The organism is Ruegeria sp. A3M17 (assembly GCF_003318255.1).
Lineage (GTDB): Bacteria > Pseudomonadota > Alphaproteobacteria > Rhodobacterales > Rhodobacteraceae > Ruegeria.
In genome coordinates this window covers 89,389-103,547 of the sequence record NZ_QOCF01000008.1, presented here as the reverse complement: position 1 = coordinate 103,547, position 14,159 = coordinate 89,389, and the positions used below count along the sequence as shown (strand labels likewise).

At 57.4% G+C, this 14,159-nt stretch carries 17 protein-coding genes; 11 read left to right on the top strand and 6 right to left on the bottom strand.

Features of this window, described 5'->3' with window-relative positions; all coding sequences use genetic code 11:
* Positions 1 to 24: 24 nt before the first annotated feature.
* From leuD to DS906_RS05450, 4 genes are read right to left on the bottom strand one after another with little or no spacing between them, the layout of a single operon-like run.
* Positions 25 to 630, bottom strand: a complete 606-nt coding sequence (leuD, locus tag DS906_RS05465; protein WP_058273030.1) for a 3-isopropylmalate dehydratase small subunit — start codon at positions 628 to 630, stop codon at positions 25 to 27.
* 42 nt (positions 631 to 672) lie between these two features.
* Positions 673 to 1,227, bottom strand: a complete 555-nt coding sequence (locus DS906_RS05460) for an HdeD family acid-resistance protein (protein WP_113789201.1) — start codon at positions 1,225 to 1,227, stop codon at positions 673 to 675.
* A gap of 37 nt (positions 1,228 to 1,264) precedes the next feature.
* Positions 1,265 to 2,668, bottom strand: coding sequence for a 3-isopropylmalate dehydratase large subunit (leuC, locus tag DS906_RS05455; RefSeq protein ID WP_113789200.1), 1,404 nt, complete (start codon positions 2,666 to 2,668; stop codon positions 1,265 to 1,267).
* A 52-nt stretch (positions 2,669 to 2,720) separates the two neighbouring features.
* Entirely contained in the window at positions 2,721 to 2,819 is a 99-nt protein-coding gene (locus DS906_RS05450; protein WP_108861670.1) for an isopropylmalate isomerase, read from the bottom strand.
* Between the two features lie 102 nt (positions 2,820 to 2,921).
* Here DS906_RS05450 and DS906_RS05445 point away from each other — a divergent pair, with 102 nt between their 5' ends.
* The 4 genes from DS906_RS05445 (at position 2,922) to DS906_RS05430 (ending at position 5,800) form a co-directional block, all read left to right on the top strand.
* Positions 2,922 to 4,274: a mechanosensitive ion channel family protein gene (locus tag DS906_RS05445; RefSeq protein WP_113789198.1), complete on the top strand. Its 1,353-nt coding sequence runs from the start codon at positions 2,922 to 2,924 to the stop codon at positions 4,272 to 4,274.
* Between the two features lie 164 nt (positions 4,275 to 4,438).
* Positions 4,439 to 4,798 (top strand): ribosome silencing factor, encoded by a 360-nt coding sequence (rsfS, locus tag DS906_RS05440; protein ID WP_113789248.1) that lies wholly within the window; start codon positions 4,439 to 4,441, stop codon positions 4,796 to 4,798.
* Positions 4,799 to 4,842: 44 nt separating this feature from the next.
* The gene (rlmH, locus tag DS906_RS05435) at positions 4,843 to 5,313 is read left to right on the top strand and encodes a 23S rRNA (pseudouridine(1915)-N(3))-methyltransferase RlmH (protein WP_113789197.1); all 471 of its coding nucleotides are present in this window, start codon (positions 4,843 to 4,845) and stop codon (positions 5,311 to 5,313) included.
* Position 5,314: 1 nt separating this feature from the next.
* The gene (locus tag DS906_RS05430; protein ID WP_113789195.1) at positions 5,315 to 5,800 is read left to right on the top strand and encodes a flavodoxin family protein; all 486 of its coding nucleotides are present in this window, start codon (positions 5,315 to 5,317) and stop codon (positions 5,798 to 5,800) included.
* A 3-nt stretch (positions 5,801 to 5,803) separates the two neighbouring features.
* Here DS906_RS05430 and DS906_RS05425 read toward each other — a convergent pair whose 3' ends face one another.
* Positions 5,804 to 6,151, bottom strand: a complete 348-nt coding sequence (locus tag DS906_RS05425) for a hypothetical protein (RefSeq protein WP_113789194.1) — start codon at positions 6,149 to 6,151, stop codon at positions 5,804 to 5,806.
* A 35-nt stretch (positions 6,152 to 6,186) separates the two neighbouring features.
* On the bottom strand, positions 6,187 to 6,897 hold the full coding sequence (locus DS906_RS05420; protein ID WP_113789193.1) for a DUF599 domain-containing protein: 711 nt from the start codon (positions 6,895 to 6,897) through the stop codon (positions 6,187 to 6,189).
* An 80-nt stretch (positions 6,898 to 6,977) separates the two neighbouring features.
* On the opposite strand from DS906_RS05420, the gene DS906_RS05415 reads away from it, so the two are divergent.
* The 7 genes from DS906_RS05415 (at position 6,978) to DS906_RS05385 (ending at position 14,154) form a co-directional block, all read left to right on the top strand.
* Complete coding sequence (locus DS906_RS05415; RefSeq protein ID WP_113789191.1) at positions 6,978 to 8,426, top strand: FAD-linked oxidase C-terminal domain-containing protein; 1,449 nt, start codon at positions 6,978 to 6,980, stop codon at positions 8,424 to 8,426.
* 25 nt (positions 8,427 to 8,451) lie between these two features.
* Positions 8,452 to 9,552, top strand: coding sequence for an FAD-binding protein (locus tag DS906_RS05410; RefSeq protein WP_113789190.1), 1,101 nt, complete (start codon positions 8,452 to 8,454; stop codon positions 9,550 to 9,552).
* A 4-nt stretch (positions 9,553 to 9,556) separates the two neighbouring features.
* Entirely contained in the window at positions 9,557 to 10,873 is a 1,317-nt protein-coding gene (gene glcF, locus DS906_RS05405; protein WP_113789188.1) for a glycolate oxidase subunit GlcF, read from the top strand.
* 118 nt (positions 10,874 to 10,991) lie between these two features.
* Positions 10,992 to 11,786 carry a serine protease gene (locus tag DS906_RS05400; protein ID WP_233494688.1) on the top strand — a complete coding sequence of 265 codons (795 nt, stop codon included), beginning with the start codon at positions 10,992 to 10,994 and terminating at the stop codon, positions 11,784 to 11,786.
* On the top strand, positions 11,783 to 12,598 hold the full coding sequence (locus tag DS906_RS05395; protein WP_113789187.1) for a serine protease: 816 nt from the start codon (positions 11,783 to 11,785) through the stop codon (positions 12,596 to 12,598). The genes DS906_RS05400 and DS906_RS05395 overlap by 4 nt, the downstream gene beginning before the upstream one ends.
* A gap of 122 nt (positions 12,599 to 12,720) precedes the next feature.
* On the top strand, positions 12,721 to 13,188 hold the full coding sequence (locus DS906_RS05390; RefSeq protein WP_113789186.1) for an Hsp20 family protein: 468 nt from the start codon (positions 12,721 to 12,723) through the stop codon (positions 13,186 to 13,188).
* Positions 13,189 to 13,374: 186 nt separating this feature from the next.
* A complete protein-coding gene (locus DS906_RS05385) occupies positions 13,375 to 14,154 on the top strand; it encodes a hypothetical protein (RefSeq protein WP_113789185.1) in 780 nt (259 codons plus the stop codon).
* The last annotated feature ends 5 nt before the right edge of the window (positions 14,155 to 14,159 follow it).

The following is a 14,159-nucleotide window of genomic DNA, read 5'->3' as shown; positions in this document are numbered from 1 at the left end:
GTATCCACAGATTCGCTCTTGGAATCACACCCAGGGGCGGGCCTGGCTTGCGTGATCCTCGAATTTGTCGATGTGGTGATCTTTCTCCATTGTCAGGCCGATATCGTCCAAACCATTCAGCAGGCAATGCTTGCGATGTGGGTCGACACTGAACTCGATCACAACGCCATCCGAGGTGGTGATCTGCTGATCCTCCAGATGCACGGTCATGCGGGCGTTTTCACCTTTATGCGCATCTTCCATCAGGATCGCGTGGTGTTCTTCTTCGACCACGATGGGCAGAATGCCGTTCTTGAAGCAGTTGTTAAAGAAGATGTCGGCAAAGCTGGTCGAGATCACAACCTTGATGCCGAAATCCTTGATCGCCCATGGCGCGTGTTCTCGGGATGAGCCACAGCCGAAATTGTCGCCGGCAACCAGAATCTCTGTCTGACGATAGGCGGGTTTGTTCAGCACGAAATCTTCGTTTTCGCCGCCATGTTCATGATAGCGCATCTCATCAAACAGCACGACACCAAGGCCGGACCGTTTGATGGTTTTCAGGTGCACTTTCGGGATGATCATATCGGTGTCGATATTGATCAGCGGCATTGGGGCGGCCACCCCGTGGACTTTGTCAAACTTTTCCATGTCTACACTCCTGCGAGAGAGGGCCGCGCCCGTGTCCCGCGTTTAAGCTTGTTTCGCTTCTGTTGTTGCGTCGTTGGGAGCGTTCTTGACGAAGAACGCCATGAAGACCAATCCAAACCCGTTGAACAGCATCTCAATGCCCAGGAAAATCCCCAGCAATTCCAAGAGAACTGTTTTTTCCTGAGCCGCGTAGTTCCAGATAATGACGGCTAGTATGACGGACAAGATGCCCGAGATGAGCGTCGGCCAGAAGAACTGGGTTCCACGCATCTGAAAGGACAGGATGATCCGGGCGATTCCGCCAGCCATAAATAGGATCATGACAACGATTGCCAATGTGATGGTGCCCTCAAGAGGCTCGGACATGAAATTCCAGCCCAGAAATAGCATCACCGCACCCATAATGAGCGACAGAATCTTGTTGCCGGTACCTTCGACGGTGAAGCCGCCGACGACCTGAAATGCTCCCGCTATCAGCAGCAACACACCGGTCACGAGCGTCACCGCAACCGATGCGGCAATAGCATTACCCAGCGCAAAGACGCCAAATGCTATCGATAGCAGCCCCAGCAGGAGCCATTTGACCCAGTCACTCATGTTTTCAATCCCTCAAATATCTAGATGTGATGGGACCTTACATCAATTCACGCACGTCTGTCAGCCGTCCTGTGATTGCCGCAGCGGCAGCCATTGCAGGGCTCAGCAAATGGGTACGTCCGCCCCGGCCCTGACGGCCTTCGAAGTTGCGGTTCGAGGTCGCGGCACAGCGTTCACCGGGCTCCAATTGGTCCGGGTTCATCGCCAGACACATAGAACATCCAGCCAGACGCCATTCGAAACCGGCCGCCTTGAAGATCTCAGCCAGACCTTCCTCTTCGGCCTGCGCACGAACAAGGCCCGAGCCGGGCACGATCATTGCGCGGATACCGTCCTTGACCTTCTTGCCCTTCAGGATTTCCGCAGCGGCGCGCAGGTCTTCGATGCGGCCATTGGTGCAGGATCCGATAAACACAGTGTCGATCTCGACGTCGCTCAGCTTTTGACCGGCTTCCAGACCCATGTACTCGATCGAGCGGCGTGCCGCGTCGACCTTGCCACCTTCGAAATCTTCGGGGTTTGGAACGGTCGCGGTGATCGGCAGAACGTCCTCGGGGCTGGTGCCCCAGGTCACGACAGGCGCGATGTCTTCACCGCGCAGGGTGATGACCTTGTCAAAATGCGCGTCATCGTCGGTAAACAGCGTTTTCCACCATGTAAGCGCGGCTTCCCACTGTGCGCCTTTCGGCGCGTGGGGGCGGCCTTTGACATATTCATAGGTGGTCTCGTCCGGCGCGATCAAGCCCGCGCGGGCGCCGCCTTCGATGGCCATGTTGCAGACGGTCATGCGGCCTTCCATCGACAGATCACGGATCGCTTCGCCGCAATATTCGATGACATAGCCGGTGCCGCCGGCTGTGCCGGTCTCACCAATGACAGCCAGAGTAATATCCTTGGCGGTCACACCCGGCTGCAATTTGCCAGTGATTTCCACCTTCATGTTCTTGGATTTCTTCTGGATCAGAGTCTGCGTGGCCAGAACATGTTCGACCTCGGACGTGCCGATGCCGTGGGCCAAAGCACCAAACGCGCCGTGGGTGGCCGTGTGGCTGTCGCCACATACAACGGTCATGCCGGGCAGGGTCCAGCCCTGTTCGGGGCCGACGATGTGCACGATGCCCTGACGAATGTCATTCACCGGGTAATAGTGAATGCCGAAATCCTTGGCGTTCTTGTCCAGCGCTTCGACCTGAATACGCGATTCGGGGTTTTCGATGCCGTTTACGCGATCCGCAGTGGTCGGAACGTTGTGATCCGGCACAGCGATGGTCTTTTCCGGCGCGCGCACCGGACGACCCGACATGCGAAGCCCTTCAAAGGCTTGCGGGCTGGTGACTTCGTGCACCAGATGGCGGTCGATATAAAGCAGGCAGGTGCCATCATCCGCTTCGTGCGCGACATGGGCATCCCAGATCTTGTCATAGAGTGTTTTGGGGGACATCGGTCCTCTCCCGTATGTAATGAGAAATAGCTGGCGAGTGGCTGGGCGTCGCTTATAGGCGGGCCAGAACCGTGCGGGCGGCCCCAAAGAACCGTTCACGCAGGCGCGTGCGGTCTTGCAGTGTCGGAGCGGGGGCCAAATAGACTCTCATGCGCCTCAGATATATCGCGTGTGCCTGTCAATCAAGGTTCAATCCGGCCTCGGGCTTGCATCACCCCGAGTTGCTGTCCAAGCTGCGGGTCAGGAGACCTGTATGAACCAAGACCTGATCCCCAGTTCGCTGTCGGAACTCTATGAAAACATGGTCGCGGGGTTTTCCGTGCAGTTTGGCAAACTTGTCGATCTGATTGTTACGCCGGGTTGGCGGCGGCACCAGTTGGTCATCATCCTCGCCCTGTGGGCTTTGGCATATGTGCTCAAGCTGGTTACGCAAAACCGGTGGGAAACCTGGGCACGTGCCCGCACCGGCTGGCCCAAATGGCGGCTGCGCACTCTGGTCCAGCTGATGCAGCGCCTAACACTGGTCTATTTCGTTTTGTTGTCCTGGACGCTGTACCTGATCATGCAGAATGTGACCTGGCCGTCGCACAGTTACATTATCGGCGTGATCGCGACATTGGCCGCCGCTTGGCTGGCGATCGCGCTGGTGGCGCGACTTGTCCGCAACCGTACGCTGCGGCGGATATTCAAATGGGCAATGTGGGTCTATGCAACGCTGGTTGCTCTGAATTTGACGGATGATGTGGCCGAGTTTCTGGACGGCGTCGCAATTTCCATCGGTGATCTGCACATCTCGGCGCTGGGGATTCTAAAGGCCATACTGCTGATCGGCGTGCTGCTGACGCTGGCCCGTATCGGGACCCGCACGGCAGAGCGGGGATTGCAGAGGAATGACGACATCACGCCTTCGATGCAGGTTCTGTTGGCCAAAGGCATTCAAGTTCTGCTGTACGGAGCTGTCTTTATGGCGGCCATCCGCACGCTTGGGTTTGATCTGACTGGCATCGCGCTGTTGTCAGGCGCGATCGGCGTGGGCATCGGGTTTGGCCTGCAAAAGGTGGTGTCGAACCTGATCTCTGGGATCATCATCCTGATGGACCGCTCGATCAAACCGGGCGACGTGATCTCGTTGGGTGACACCTTCGGATGGATCAACGCGCTGGGCGCGCGGTATGTATCGGTCGTGACGCGGGATGGGCGTGAATACCTGATCCCGAACGAGGATCTGATCACCAATCAGGTGGTGAACTGGTCGCATTCGGACCGTTATGTGCGTCTGGATCTGGATTTTGGAACCAGCTACGACGACGACCCGCATCAGGTGCGCGCCACGGCGATCCGGTCGGTCAAAACAGTGAAACGTGTTCTCAGCGGGGGTTCGCATGAGCCAGTCTGCCATATCACCGGGTTCGGGGACAGCAGCGTGGATTACGTGCTGCGGTTCTGGATCAGTGATCCGACCAAGGGGCTGACCAACATTCGGGGCAATGTTTACCTCGCCCTTTGGGACGCTTTCAAGCACGAGGGGATATCGATTCCCTTCCCCCAGCGCGAGGTTCGGCTGCTGCCCGACGGCGCAGACTCGCAACAGATCGCCAAAGAGTGAGCGCCCGTGCGGCCCCAAAAGCGCCGCTTCATTGAAATGTTGCATTCCCCTTGTTACCTTATTAGTACCCCTGCGCCGGGGTTTGGCGGCGCGCAACAAAGGAGGACTATGTCCTGTCTCTACATACACAGGCGGGTTTGCCCGCCGATGATGGGGCCAATGTAATGGCCCACTCTCAGTCAATCAGCGACAAGCTGCTTGAGCGTATCCTTTCCTCACTTTCCGATGACAAGGCCGAAGATGTCGTGCAGATCGACCTGCAAGGCAAGTCGTCTGTCGCGGATCACATGGTTATTGCGTCCGGGCGTTCGACACGTCAGGTCTCGGCCATGGCGGAAAAGCTGACGGATCGCATCAAGCAGGAATTCGGTTTCACCTCGAAGGTCGAAGGCAAGGATGCCGGCGACTGGGTGCTGATCGATACGGGCGATGTTATCGTCCATATCTTCCGCCCCGAAGTGCGTGAATTCTATCAGCTGGAAAAGATGTGGCTGCCTCAGGGCGGCAGCGCCTCGGCCAACTGAGGCGCTATCCCGGCCTGCATTAACAGGCCGGAGGCGAGAGAAATATGCGTATAAGCATTTGTGCGGTCGGGCGATTGCGTGCCGGACCGGAGAAGTCCCTGCTTGACGATTATCTGACCCGATTTGACCGAACCGGCCGCGCGCTGGGTCTTGGTCCAGCACGGGTGATCGAAGTTGAGGACAAGAAAAATGCCGGGATGGGTGCCGAGGCCGCGTTACTGCGCAAGGCACTGCCCAAGGGTGCGGTGATCTGCACGCTGGATGAACGTGGGCGGGTGATGTCCTCGCCTGATTTCGCAAAAAAACTGGGTGGTTGGCGAGATGCTGGGCGGCAAGATCTGGCATTGATCATTGGCGGTGCGGACGGAATAGACCCTGATCTGCGGGCCGAGGCCGATTTTTCCATCTCATTCGGGTCGATGGTCTGGCCCCATATGCTGGTCCGTGTGATGCTGGCCGAGCAACTTTACCGGGCCGCGACCATCCTGTCGGGCGGTCCCTATCACCGGGTCTGACATGGCGCAGCTTCTGATCGTCTACCATTCGCGCACCGGCGGAGCCCGTCAAATGGCCCAAGCCGCCGAGTCGGGAGCGCAGGACGAGGCGGACACGGTTCTGAAAACTGCAGATCAGGCGACCCCTGAGGATTTGCTGCGCGCGGATGGGTTTATCTTTTGCGCGCCCGAGAATCTGGCGGCCATTTCCGGACAGATGAAAGAGTTCTTCGACCGCTGCTACTATCCTGTGCTGGGCAAGATCGAAGGGCGACCCTATGCACAGATGATTTGTGCCGGGTCCGATGGCGAAAACGCAGCCCGGCAAACCGCGCGCATCGCCACGGGTTGGCGATTGAAAGAAGTTCATCCTCCGCTGATCATCTGCACCCATGCGCAAACGCCCGAGGCTATTCTGGCCGAAAAGACCATCCCGCAAGATCAACTGGATCAATGTCGTGATATCGGTGCGGCATTGGGCGCAGGTCTGGCGCTGGGTGTGTTCTGAGGGTCAGTTCAGTGTGACCAGCGTTGTCTGATCACCCCAGCCGTCGACACTGCACCGCGCCTGGATCTGAACCTGCGTCACGCCATCTGGAATCGTCACGCCGGATAGCGAGCGAGTAAAGGGCTGCTCATTCTCATGCGGATGATGCAGGACACGCATACCCAGTTCATTGCCGTCCATGTTCAGAACACGCCAGCCATCGGCATAGTGATCCCAACCGGAATCAGGATGTCGGATTGTCACGTCGAATCGCCACGTGTCACCGCTGTGACTGGCCGCCACGTTTTCAATCACAGAAGGGTCGGCAATCGCCGGGCTGGTCAGAAGAAGGCTGAGAATCAGATACCGCATCAGGCGATCCTAGGCTGTGTCCGTCGGCTTCGCGATCACGAATCCGTGTCGCTCGGTTGGGACAGCAGGACCAGCCGGGAATGCGACGCAAACTCGCGCCGGTATAGGACACCAAACGTGATCGCCGTGCCCAGTAACAGCGCCACAGGCCCAAGTATCCAGGCAACGGAAGCCAGAGCAAAATAGGTCACGCGCAAACCGCGGTTAAAGCTGCGCGCCGCGGTGACGCAGATCTCGGCCGCTTGTGCTGCGCGCGGATAGGCTTGTGGGTCCGACGGTTCATTGGGCACCGAGGCCATCAGAACCGCGCAATAGCCAAACAACCGATGTGCCCAGACGTATTTCAGGAATGCATTGGCCAGAAAAAGGATGATGATCAGAATCTTGATCTCCCACACCATCGCCGGTGCGCTGCCGATGGCCAGATCATTGGCCACGCCGGCAAGACTTTCGGTATTGCCCAGCAGGGCCAATCCGCCCCCGATGGCGATCATCGTGGTCGATGCAAAAAACGTGCTGCCCTGCCGCATCGCCGCGACCACCTGCGCGTCAAACATTCGGGGTTGCCGGGTGACCATTTCCCGCATCCATTCTCGACGATAGTCATCCATCATCACCGTGACGGAATGCTTATTGGGTGAGGGATTTTCGATTCGCCAACCGATCCACAGCCAGGTGATCAGCAACACGGCAATGGCCGCATAATCCAGCGGTGAAAACAATTGTGCCCGATCAATCCAAGTCATGCTGCGACCTTAGGACCAGACATGAGAACTTGCCAGATGAAGAAATTGGTAATATTATTTTACCAAATAGGGGATCGACCATGGAAATGCCAACGCCAAATCCTGACGTTCTGCGCCGCAAGGCCGTAGTTCTTCAACGTTTGTTGCAAGTTTTGCCCGAGGACGCGGTGATTCACGAACCGTCCGAGACTCGAGCTTATGAATGTGACGCGCTGACGGCGTATCGGTGCCCTCCGATGCTGGCGGTTCTACCGTCGACCACGCAAGAGGTCTCGGACGTTTTACGCATCTGCAATGAAGAAGGTGTCCCTGTGGTTCCGCGCGGGTCGGGTACTTCCTTGGCCGGTGGCGCGTTGCCAACCGCAGATTGCGTCATCCTTGGCGTCGCCCGGATGAATGAGGTGCTTGAGGTCGACTATGACAACCGCTTCATTCGCGTTCAATCAGGCCGCACGAACCTGAGTGTGACCGGAGCGGTCGAGGAAGACGACTTCTTCTATGCGCCAGATCCGTCCTCACAGCTCGCCTGTGCCATTGCTGGGAACATCGCCATGAACTCAGGCGGGGCGCATTGTCTGAAATACGGCGTGACCACCAACAACCTACTGGGCGTAAAGATGGTGCTGATGGATGGCAGCGTGGTCGAGATTGGCGGCGCGCATCTGGACTCTGGCGGCTTGGACCTGTTGGGAGTCATCTGCGGGTCTGAAGGGCAGTTGGGCGTGGTGACTGAAGCCACGCTGCGGATTTTGCGCAAACCCGAAGGCGCGCGGCCCGTGCTGATGGGGTTTGATGACAATGAGGTTGCCGGGCAATGCGTCTCGGACATTATCAAGTCCGGTATCATGCCGGTTGCGATCGAATTCATGGATACTCTGTGCATCAAAGCCTGCGAAAACTTCTCCCATGCAGGCTACCCTGATTGCACCGCCTTGCTGATTGTCGAGGTCGAAGGGTCCGAGGCCGAGATGGACTATCAATTGTCAAAAATCATCGAAATCGCCAAGCGTCACAATCCGGTCGAACTGCGCGAAAGCCAATCCGCTGAGGAAAGCGCGAAAATCTGGCTGGGGCGCAAGTCGGCCTTTGGTGCGATGGGACAGTTGAACGATTACATGTGTCTGGACGGTACGATCCCGGTGTCGTCCTTGCCGGAAGTGCTGCGCCGGATTGGTGAAATGAGCGAAGAATACGGCCTGCCGGTCGGCAACGTGTTTCATGCAGGTGATGGCAACATGCACCCGTTGATCCTGTTCGACGCCAACAAACCCGGTGATCTTGAAAAATGCGAGGCGTTCGGAGCCGATATCCTGAAGCTTTGCGTTGATGTGGGTGGCTGCCTGACAGGTGAGCACGGGGTTGGGATCGAAAAGCGCGATTTGATGTCCCACCAATACGCGCCTGCGGACCTTGAGGCGCAAATGGCCGTAAAGGACGTGTTCGATCCAAAGTGGTTGCTGAACCCCGCCAAGGTGTTCCCATTGCAGGCGTCGAAGTCCCGACGCAACGCGAGGATTGCCGCAGAATAATCGGCTCTAACAAAGAAGAATTGTCATGAAACCAAAGACAGAAGCCGAACTGGCCGAGATGGTGGCCGGGCTGAACGAACCGGTCAGTATCAAGGGAGGCGGTACGCGCGGTATTGCGGGGCCAGACGCGGTGATCGACACCAGCGAGCTCACCGGCGTCACACTTTATGAACCCGGCGCGCTGACTTTGGTAGCGAAGGCCGGAACACCCGTGGCAGAGATCGAGGCCGCGTTAGATGCAGAAGGTCAGCAATTAGCGTTCGAGCCTATGGATCACCGGGGATTGCTGGGAACCAGTGGAACACCGACCATAGGCGGCGTTGTTTCGGCCAACATATCAGGGCCCCGGCGGGTACAGGCAGGGGCATGCCGCGATTTTCTGTTGGGCGTGCGCTATGTCGATGGCATGGGGCAGGTCGTCAAGAATGGCGGCCGGGTCATGAAGAACGTCACCGGCTATGATCTGGTCAAGCTGATGGCGGGATCTTGGGGCACTCTGGGTGTTTTGACCGAAGTGTCGTTGAAGGTACTGCCCAAGCCCGAAGTCTCGGCAACGCTGATTGTTCAGGTACCCGATGTGACCACCGCAATTGCAGCGCTGTCCGCCGCAATGAAGTCCCCTTTTGAAGTCAGCGGAGCGGCGTACGACCCGGACATCGGGTGCGCCTTACTGCGCCTCGAAGGATTTTCGGGTTCGGTGACATACCGGTCGGACCAACTGAAATCACTACTGTCTGGTTTCGGCGAGGTTGCCGAGCTTGACCAACCCGGCACAGTGTGGGCCGACCTGCGTGATGCAGGCGGTTTCCACGAACAAAGCGGTGATGTCTGGCGCATTTCGGTCAAACCCTCGGATGCGCCGGACATCGTTGCGCGCATCCGGGCAGAGCGGACATTGTTTGATTGGGGCGGCGGGTTGATCTGGGCCTTGGTGCCGGTTGGTAGTGATCTGCGGGCGCAATTTGGCGCGTTTGACGGTAACGCAAACATCGTGCGGGCAGGGTCCGAAACACTGGCCGAACTGGGGCGTTTTCAACCGGAGGCAGCCGGTATTGCGGCTCTAACCAATAGTATTCGTCAAAGATTTGACCCCCGCGGTTTGTTTAATCCGGGGTTGATGGGGTAAGCCGATGCAGACGACATTCACCGAAAAGCAGTTGCAAGATCCCGCGATACAAAGATCAAATGAAATCCTGCGAAACTGCGTCCATTGTGGGTTTTGTACAGCCACATGCCCGACCTATCAGGTGCTTGGAGACGAGTTGGATAGTCCACGGGGGCGCATCTACCTGATCAAGGACATGCTAGAAAACGAGCGTGTGCCGGATGAGAAAACGGTCAAGCATATCGACCGCTGCCTGTCATGCCTGGCCTGTATGACCACGTGTCCATCTGGCGTGCACTACATGCATCTGGTCGATCACGCGCGCGAATACATCGAAGAGAACTATAAACGCCCCTTCTCGGATCGTGCATTGCGTTGGGTGCTGGCACAGATTCTGCCTTATCCGATGCGGTTCCGCTGGGCTTTGATCGGGGCGAAGCTGGGGCGGCCATTCCGCTTTCTGATGCCCGACGCCCGGTTGCGTGCCATGCTGGACATGGCACCCAAACATATCCCGCCCGTCAGTCGCAATGACGACCCGCAGAGATTTCCAGCAAAAGGACCACAGCGCAAGCGTGTTGCACTGATGACGGGTTGTGCGCAAAAAGCTTTGAATACTGACATTAACGACGCAACTATTCGACTTTTGACCAGGATGGGATGCGAAGTCGTCGTGGCCAAAGGGGCAGGGTGCTGCGGCGCGTTGACCCATCACATGGGCAAGACCCGCGAAAGCCATGAGGCCGCAAAAGCCAATATCAGGGCCTGGAACGCAGAAATGAACGGCGACGGGCTGGACGCCATTGTCATCAACACCTCTGGCTGCGGAACGACGGTCAAGGATTATGGCCATATGTTTCGCAATGATCCCATGGCCGAAGACGCAGCGCGGGTGTCGTCGATTGCAGTGGATATCAGCGAACTGCTGATCCAGCTGGAGCTGCCACAAGGCGAAGACAAGGGCCTGACGGTTGCATATCATGCAGCCTGTTCTTTGCAGCACGGTCAAAAGATCAAATCGCATCCCAAAAACCTGCTGAAACAGGCTGGTTTCGCCGTGTTAGAGCCTACAGACAGTCATTTGTGCTGCGGCAGCGCGGGAACATACAACCTGATGCAACCCGAGATTTCGGGCAAGCTGAAGCACCGCAAGATCAAAACGCTGGAAGCCAAAAAACCGGACGTGATCGCGGCGGGCAATATCGGATGTATGATGCAGATCGGCTCTGGTACAAACATTCCCGTGCTGCACACGGTCGAGCTTTTGGACTGGGCAACCGGCGGCCCGGTTCCGCGGGCATTGCGTGAACCAGCCAAACCTGAGGTTCCGATCCTTAGATAGACCATGCTGATGCAACTGCGCACCACTCGCCACGTTAAACGGACGCGGGCGTCATCGCCCTATTTTTGCCGCACCGGAGACGTAGGAAAATACGTCAACAGCAAAGCCGGAGTGCCGTTTGCGAAACTGGATCACAGCATTGGCGCTGGCTTTGATGCCGTTGTCCGCCGCAGCTCAGGATACCGGGTTGAAAAGCCTGGACACCACCGATGCGGGGCGCGCGTGGATGGCGGTCGGGCGCTTGGACATCAGGGACGGCGCCGGGTTTTGCACCGGGACACTGATTTCTCCGACCCAGGTTTTAACGGCTGCTCATTGTCTGTTCGATAAGGTGACCGGTCAGCGGATTGACCTAGCAGAGGTCGAGTTTCTGGCCGCCTGGCGTCTTGGGCGCGCATCGGCCTATCGGGCCGCACGTCGCGCTGTTGTTCACCCGGCCTATGAATACAGCACCGAAGCAACAGCCTCGCGGCTATACAATGACATCGCGCTGATTGAGTTGTGGCAACCGATCCGCAGCACGAGCGTAATTCCGTTCGAGACCGGAGACCGCCCGTCCCGAGGTGCCGAAGTGGGGGTCGTGTCTTACGCGCAGGACCGGGCCGAGGCCCCCTCGCTGCAAGAAGTGTGCTCGGTCATGACGCGCACATCCAACGTTTTGGTGTTGTCCTGTGACGTCGAATTCGGGTCGTCAGGCGCGCCGGTCTTTTCTTTTGAAGGGGACCGGCCGCGCATCGTTTCGGTCGTTGCGGCCAAGGCCGAATTCAACGGGCAGCGCGTGGCGATCGGCACAGCGGTCGAGGATTCATTGGAACTGCTGCAGGCAGAGTTGTCAGCTGGTCGCGGATTTGGCGTGTCTTCCTCCCAAGGTGGGACACGTCGCAATATTGGAGCAAGGTTTATTAAACCATGAGTCGTTTAGTTCTGAATTTTCTTTTGTTCCTTTCAATTTCCGCCACTGCAACTTACGCCCAGACCGCCAAGCGCAAGCTGACGGATCGCGATGATCTTTACGGATGGGAGGCTGTTGGACGTCTGGACATAGGCGATCAGGGGTTTTGCACCGGCACCCTGATTGCGCAGGATCTGGTTTTGACTGCTGCGCACTGTGCGGTGGACAAGGCCAGCGGCAAACCCTACGAGCCGGGAAAGGTGACGTTCCGCGCCGGTTTGAGTCATGGTGAAGCGCTGGCAGATCGCAAGGTCGTGCAGATTGCCGTGAACCCCGATTATGTCAGCAATGCCCGGTTGTCACCGGATACTGTCCGCGCCGATGTTGCGCTGATGCGTTTGGAACAGCCTATCCCCTATTCCATCGCCAATCCGTTTGCCTTGCATAAGGGGCGCGTTGCCGGAACCGAGGTCAGCCTGGCCTCCTACGGGCGCGGCCGGTCCCAGGCGATCACGCGGGAAAGATCTTGCCGTATCCTGGGTCGCCAGCAAGGGTTGATTACCTTCAACTGCGACATCACCTTTGGCTCGTCCGGTTCGGCATTGCTGGCCAGAAATGGCCCACGCTGGCAGATCCTGTCAGTTGTCTCAGCGATCGGAACCTACGGGGGTCGTGTGGCCGGATACGGGATGGAACTGTCTGGAATCGTTGCCGAACTCAAGGCGGACTTGCGGCGCGATGCCCCGCGTCCACAGGCAACGATCCGCCGGTTGCAGGTCGGGTCCGACAAGTCGAATTCCGGCGCGAAATTCATCAGCTCGGGCGGGGGTTGAACTCGGTCAAACTGCTACCCATGTGAACTGTATCGGGTCGCCACGAACGGGGCCCGTATCAACCAGATGCCCGTCCGAACGGAGGGCAGAACACAGATCGCTCTGATATGAGGATATGACACATGCGTAGTTTTGATTTTGCACCCCTGCACCGTGCCACCGTTGGTTTCGACCAGATCGCCGACATGATGGATCGCGTGCTGACCAATGATGTGGCTCAGCCGAGCTACCCGCCTTACAACATCGAAAAGACCGATGCCGACACCTATCGGATCTCGGTTGCTGTCGCCGGTTTTTCGGAAAATGACCTGTCGGTCGAAATGAAAGAAAACGCCCTTATCGTCGCGGGCAAAAAAGCCGCCGAAGACAAAGAGCGCAGCTATCTGCATCGTGGCATCGCCACCCGCGCGTTCGAACGCCGCTTTGCGCTGGCCGATCACGTGCGCGTCACCGGCGCCAATCACGAAGACGGGATGCTGAACATCGACCTGAAGCGCGAAGTGCCCGAAGCACTGAAACCGCGCCGGATCGAGATTTCTTCGGCCAATGCCATCGAAAAGGACGTGGTCGACGCCAAAGCCGTGAACTAAGGCGACCGCTATACGCCGCGATAATCGTTCCTCTCTGGATTATCGCACCATACGCCCCGCGTTCCTCCAGACGCGGGGCGTTGTTTGTCTGCGAAGTGATTTTCAAGTCACCGAACCTGCTTGCTGCATCTGGCATTGAGTGAGAAGGTCACCCGCAAGCAATCAGACCGAAGTGAGGAGTGCCACATGGGTGAAGGTGATCTTGGCATCCTATATGCCCTGCTCGTTTTGTCGCCGTATATCGCTGTGGGTCTTTTTTGCCTGATTGGGGCATTTTTGCTTTTTCGGAAAGGACGTGGATCAAAGATCGTGGGGGGCGGAATGCTTGTTCTTGCGGTTTTCGGCATCTTTGGAATCCCTGTTCTGAACAGCCTCCTGCTAGACATAGAAACGGACGAGTTTCTGTCAGATGCGGTATTGCCTGAGGCCCTCACCATGCAGGATGCAAGTGTTCTGGTCGTCGGGTCACAATCTCCGGACTGCGCATTGGTATGCGCCGAGATGATTGAAGGCGGACATGTGTCGAAGATCGCCGAAGTTCGCGTGGGACAGGGCCCTGCAGAAGAGATTTACCGAGCTGGACCGTTCGACCTGACCAGTTTGTCAGGATATGTGCAGGATGCAAATGGGCGGCCGCTGGTCACGAAACAGGTCACTGATGACGTGGAGTTTGTTCTGTTCAACGAGACGCACTGGTTGGCTTATCATGACGCGCAATCGTTTCTGCAGTTTCCCAAGCAGGCCTATAGCGGCGTTTTCCTGTTTCGGGTGGCTGACCCGCACGCTTTTGACATCTCGCAGGCCGAGCTTGTTCTGCGCATTTATCAATCCGAACAGAAACCGGGTAGATTCCTTTGGTTCTCGGAAACGACCAATGATCAATCCTTGCCGAGCGACGCGCAAATCGCACAGATGTTTGAGGATGCACTATCAGAGGGGGCATCACCATCAACTGTCGATCAGTAGATGTG